At 63.4% G+C, this 3,838-nt stretch carries 4 protein-coding genes and 1 other RNA gene; all 5 read right to left on the reverse strand.

The genetic code is table 11. From position 1 onward, the window contains the following. Positions 1–1,260: peptidoglycan D,D-transpeptidase FtsI family protein (locus AC5DC2_RS20960; RefSeq protein WP_491699891.1), on the reverse strand; the 1,260-nt coding region annotated here is incomplete at its 3' end. Further along, positions 1,257–1,634: a cell division protein FtsL gene (ftsL, locus tag AC5DC2_RS20965; protein WP_024708072.1), complete on the reverse strand. Its 378-nt coding sequence runs from the start codon at positions 1,632–1,634 to the stop codon at positions 1,257–1,259. The genes ftsL and AC5DC2_RS20960, both read right to left, overlap by 4 nt. Further along, entirely contained in the window at positions 1,634–2,662 is a 1,029-nt protein-coding gene (gene rsmH, locus AC5DC2_RS20970; RefSeq protein ID WP_491699892.1) for a 16S rRNA (cytosine(1402)-N(4))-methyltransferase RsmH, read from the reverse strand. Before rsmH ends, ftsL begins: the two co-directional genes overlap by 1 nt. Before the next feature lie 17 nt (positions 2,663–2,679). Continuing rightward, the gene (gene mraZ / locus AC5DC2_RS20975; protein ID WP_024708074.1) at positions 2,680–3,117 is read right to left on the reverse strand and encodes a division/cell wall cluster transcriptional repressor MraZ; all 438 of its coding nucleotides are present in this window, start codon (positions 3,115–3,117) and stop codon (positions 2,680–2,682) included. Positions 3,118–3,485: 368 nt separating this feature from the next. Continuing rightward, positions 3,486–3,838: RNase P RNA component class A (rnpB, locus tag AC5DC2_RS20980), an RNA gene on the reverse strand; the annotation flags it as partial.

The following is a 3,838-nucleotide window of genomic DNA, read 5'->3' on the forward strand; positions in this document are numbered from 1 at the left end:
CGATGTCGTGGTCACGCCCTGGCCGAAGGAAACGGTCGCGGAGAAAACGCCGCCCCATTTCTGCGGCCGCTGGGGCGTTCCCGCGCCGCCGATCTCGGTGTCGATCTTGTCTAGCAGGCCGAGATCCTCCAGGAATGTGCGCTGATAGTCCGGGCCGACGGCGGCGGCGATGCGCGACGCGCCGATATTGGAGGAATATGTGAAGACTTCCGGATAGGTCAGGATCCGGTTCTGGGCGTGGTCGTCGCGGATGCGCGAGCGACCGAAGATCAGAGGCGTTTTCGCGTCAACCAGGCTGTCCATCGTGAACTTGCCGGACTCCAGCCCCATCGCCAGCGTGAAAATCTTGAACGTCGAGCCCATTTCGTAAACGCCGGTGATCGCGTCGTTCAGCATGCGCGGATCGGTGGCGGGCGGCGGATTGTTCGGATCGAAGTCGGGCACCGAGGCGAGCGCGACGATCTCGCCGGTATTGACGTCGAGAACGGTGCCGGTGGCGCCGATGGCATGGAATTTATTGACGCCTTCCACCAGCACATCGCGCAGGATGCTCTGGGCGCGCAGATCGATCGATGTCTCGAACGGCTTCAGGTCCATCGCGCCGGACAGGCCAAGGCCCATCAGGCCGGAAATGCCGTCGGTCCTGTCCATGTAGCGCTCGATGCCGGACAGGCCGTGATTGTCGATATCGACGAGGCCGAGAATATGGGCCGCCTGCGGGCCGCCGGGATAGAAACGGTGCACTTCCGGACGGAAGCCGACGCCGGGCACGCCGGCGGCGAGCACCTGGCTCTGCTGCTTGGGCGTGATCTGGCGCTTGAGCCAAACAAACTCGCCCTTGGAATTCAGCAGCCGATAGGCGCGCTTGGCATCGAGATCGGGGAAGATCGGCAGAAGCGAATCGAGAACGTCGTCAGCGCTGGTGATCATCGACGGGTCGGCGTAAAGCGACATCATCCGGACATCGGTGGCAAGGACGGCGCCGTTTCGGTCGACGATATCCGGTCGTCGCGCCAGCGTCAGCGGCATGGCCGCTCGGGCAACGGTGCCATCCTCCTTGGCCAGCGAATAGTGAACCAGCCTGCCGCCGATGATCGCGTAGACGGCGACGAAGGCGACGGTGACAAAGGCGACGCGACTGCGCGCCAGATTAACGCGCTTCTTCGCCGTTCCCTGAAAAACATCCGGCCGCGCCGCTTCTTCGGCGCCGCGTTCGGCGGCTTTCGGCTTTCTCTTGAAGATGCGGGGAAGGTTCATCATGGTGTCACCGATCCGGTTATGACGATATCCGTGCCGTCGGGCGCGTCCCCGGCCATCAGCGGCGGAAGGTCTTCCGGCTGCGGCTCCGGCGCAATCGGCGGAAGCTGGTCGAGCGTCGCGATCTGTTCGGGTTCGGCCGGCTGAAGGCCAAGCTCTGCGGCGAAGAACTCGGAAAGCCGCGCCATGCGGGCGGGCTGGGTCAGAAGCGCCTCGTCGGCCTTCAGCAAGTCGATATTGTTTTCCTCGAGCGCGATCTGGTCCTCGAGGCTGCGCACCTCGTCGAGCGTCGCCTCGGCGCTGTACTTGATCGTGTAGGTGACGGTCGCGGTCGCCACCATCACCAGAATGAGAATGAGATCGAGCGGACGCAGCATCAGTTCTCGAAGCCTCCAAGGCGGTGAAGATCGGCAAGGGCCGGCAGGCCGAAGGCGTCGAGCCCGGTTTGCGGCGCGGAAGCATCCGTGCGGATCGCGGCCCTGAGCTTGGCCGATCGCGCACGGGGATTGTCGGCGGCCTCGGCGTCGCTGGCCGAAACCATGGCCTTGCCATGTTGCGAAAACAGCGCCGGCTCCGGTTCGACCGCCGGCAGATGGCGCGAGCCGCCGGCCTTGCCGAGACGGGCACTGACAAACTGCTTGACGATCCGGTCTTCCAGCGAGTGGAAGGTGACGACGGCAAGCACGCCGCCGGGCTTCAGCGCGCGCTCGGCCGCCAGAAGCGCGCCGGCCAGCTCGCCGAGTTCGTCATTGACATAGACGCGCAGCGCCTGGAACACGCGGGTCGCCGGATGGATCTTGTCCTTGGCGCGGCGGGGCGTCACGATCTCGATCAGCCCGGCAAGGTCGCGCGTGGTGACGAACGGCTCGTCCTGTCGGCGCTTCTCGATGGCGCGGGCAATGCGGCCCGCATTCTTCTCCTCGCCGAGAATGCCGAAGATGCGGGTGAGGTCGGAGACCTTGGCGCGGTTGACGACATCGGCGGCCGATACCCCCTCGCCCGACATGCGCATGTCGAGCGGCCCGTTCTTCTGGAAGGAGAAGCCGCGCTCGGCCTCGTCGATCTGCATGGAGGAAACGCCGATGTCGAGTACGACGCCGTCGAGCCCGCCTTCGGGCGCAAACCGATCGAGAGCCGAGAACTGGGTGTGATGGAGCGTCAGGCGGTCGCCATAGGCCGTCAGCATGTCTTTCGCCGCGGCAATGGCTGTCGGGTCGCGATCGAGACCGATAACCGTTGCGCCGGCATCAAGCAGCGCCCTGGAATAGCCGCCGGCGCCGAACGTGCCGTCGAGAATGACCTTGCCGGGTGCCGGTGCAAGCGCACCCAGCACCTCGGCAAGCATGACCGGAATGTGGCGAACCGGTCCGCCATTGGCATCCGCGCTGCCAAGTGTCCCCGACATTCCGCATCCTCGTCCGTTTACCCGCCGGCACGCGGCCTCGAACGCGCCCTGCGCGCCTCGGCCTGCGCCTCCTGAAAGGCCTGCGGCTCCCAAAGCTGGAAGTGGTCCGCACGACCCACGAAAGTGACCTCCCTGTCGATGCCGGTGAAGTCGCGAATGAAATCCGTGATCATCAGCCGCCCCTCGGCATCGAGTTTGGCAAACACGCCGCCGCCATGGATCAGCAGCGACATGCTGTTTGCTTCTGCCGAGAACGGGTCCTCCTGATCGATCTGCCGTTCGAAACGGTCGAGAAGATCGGGACCGCCGATGGAGATGGCGGGGAAGATGAAATCCTGGAAGCAGTAGAGCTCCGCAATCTTTCGTTCCGCGAGCACAGTGCGGAAGACCGCAGGCACCGAGACCCTCCCCTTCGCATCGATCTTCTTGGTCGCATTGGAAAGAAACCGGTTCATGACGCAAACCCACCGAAGACCCTGGCGGCCTCCGTTCGACAGCCCACTCCAAAAAAGACACAAGAAACCCGTTTCGCCCAAAGGGCGAATTCAGCATGAAATACAAAGACTTAGAACTGATTTGCCGCCCAAATGCCGCAGACGGCGAACTCTTGGTTAATGGGATAACATGGGCAGAATTGGGCGTCAATGGGACAACCTGCTATTAGCCGTGCCGGAAAACCGCTTCAAACCGCCAATCTACCAGCCGGCTGTTAATGAAAGCTTTCCGTCGCAACCGACTGAAAATATTAGAGTTATTTGATAAGACGCGGAGCTTGCGACAGACGCGTGGCGCGCCTGCCCAAAACGGACCAAAGAGGAGAAGAAAGACCAGTTGGCCTGTAAGCCGGGTTCTGTATGGCTCTTGCGGTTTCCCGCAGAACGTGGCGGCCATTCATCTGGGACAGCGCTTGCGCGCTGCCTCTCGCAACCCACCCGGATGACCGGCCTGGAAACAGGCTGGCGTCAAGCGCCGCGTCATCCCTATTCGGTTTTGCTCCCGGTGAGGTTTACCGTGCCGCCATGCGTTGCCGCCGGCGCGGTGGGCTCTTACCCCACCCTTTCACCCTTACCCTGCGACAAGGCAGGGCGGTTTGCTTTCTGTGGCACTGTCTCTGGGGTCGCCCCCGCCGGACTTTCTCCGGCACCGTGTTTCCGTGGAGCCCGGACTTTCCTCACC

The sequence above is a fragment of the Martelella sp. genome (assembly GCF_984369615.1).